2 protein-coding genes are annotated in these 1,580 nt (G+C 69.8%); both read left to right on the top strand.

The genetic code is table 11. The annotated features are described in order from the left end of the window. Positions 1-19: 19 nt before the first annotated feature. Positions 20-757: a DsbA family protein gene (locus ACOADB_RS25130; protein WP_378605328.1), complete on the top strand. Its 738-nt coding sequence runs from the start codon at positions 20-22 to the stop codon at positions 755-757. A gap of 4 nt (positions 758-761) precedes the next feature. Further along, on the top strand, positions 762-1,580 hold an 819-nt coding region (locus ACOADB_RS25125; protein ID WP_378605325.1), incomplete at its 3' end, for an adenosine deaminase family protein.

Here is a 1,580-nt window from a genome sequence, read left to right as displayed (position 1 = left end):
CTGAAGGAGCTGAGAACTGATGTCCAACGACAACTCGAAGGCCACGGCCCGGGCCAAGGCTGCCGAGCTGCGCGCCGAACAGGCCAGGCGAGAGGCCCGTCGCCGCATCCTCACGATCGCAGCCGTCGTCGCCGCGATGGTGCTGATCGTCGGCGGCGCGATCGGGATCAGCTTGCTCAACAAGAAGGACGTCAAGGCGGTCGCGGCCGGGTCGAGCGACTACGGCGTGACCATCGGCGACAAGGATGCGCCGCACTCGGTGATCATCTACGAGGACTTCCTGTGCCCGTACTGCGGCGCGCTCGAATCGGAGACCCGCGGCGACCTCGAGGACCTTGCCGCCGAGGGCAAGGTGCTGGTCGAGTACCGGCCGTTCAACCTGCTCGGCGCCGAAGGCCGGACCTACCCGATCCGGGCCGCGAACGCGTTCGCCCTCGTGCTGGAGAAGTCCGGCCCGGACGTGGCCAAGAAGTTCCACGACCTGCTCTTCGAGAACCAGCCCTCCGAGGCCAACGCCGACGCGGAGGCGAGCAACGACGACATCATCGAGCTGGCCGTCGAAGCCGGTGCCTCGGAGTCGGACGTACGCGACGGCATCGAGAACCTGTCGCACGCGTCCTGGGTCACCGAGGCCACGGACGAGGCCCACAAGGCCAACGTCCAGGGCACGCCCACGATCATCCTCGACGGCGAGGTGTTCGACGACGGCCGCACGGTCCAGGACCTTGCGACGAACCTGATCGCAGCGGTGGACTGACCACGTGCTGCACAGCCCCCTGAGCGGATTCATCGCCGGCCTGCCCAAGGCCGAGCTCCACGTCCACCATGTCGGCTCGGCGTCCGAGCGGATCGTGTCCGAGCTGGCCGAGCGCCACCCGGGCACGGTGCCGTCGGATCCAGCCCTGTTGCGGGAGTTCTTCGCGTTCACCGACTTCGCGCACTTCATCAAGGTCTACCTCGCGGTGGTGGACCTGGTGAAGACGCCCGAGGACGTCCGCTACCTCACCTACGAGATCGGTCGCGAGCTCGCCGAGGGGCAGTCGGTCCGCTATGCGGAGCTCACCTGCACGCCGTACACCTCGGTGCTGCCGGACGAGCCCGGCAAGGGCATGGCGATCGAGGCCTACACCGAGGCGATCGAGGACGCGCGGGTCGCGGCCGAGCGGGACTTCGGGCTCGTCCTGCGATGGATCTACGACATCCCGGGGGAGTCCGGCCTGCCGGCCGCTGACGCGACGCTCCGCTTCGCGCTGGACCACCCGCCGGAGGGGCTGGTCGGCTTCGGGCTGGGCGGTCCGGAGATCGGGGTTCCGCGCGAGCAGTTCGCGCCGCACTTCGCTGCTGCGCGTGCCGCCGGACTCCACTCGGTGCCGCACGCCGGCGAGACGACCGGGCCCGGGACGATCTGGACCTCGATCCGCGAGCTGGGCGCCGAACGCATCGGCCACGGCACGTCAGCCGCTGGCGATCCCGCACTGCTGGCGTACCTCGCCGAGCACCGGATCCCGCTCGAGGTCTGCCCGTCGTCCAACGTCGCCACCCGCGCCGTCGCGACCCTCGCCGAGCACCCGTTGCCGACC

It is taken from the genome of Nocardioides sp. CPCC 206348 (genome assembly GCF_048654705.1).
Lineage (GTDB): Bacteria > Actinomycetota > Actinomycetes > Propionibacteriales > Nocardioidaceae > Nocardioides.
The sequence above is the reverse complement of the archived record's forward strand: the minus strand, read 5'-3'. Positions and strand labels throughout refer to the sequence as shown.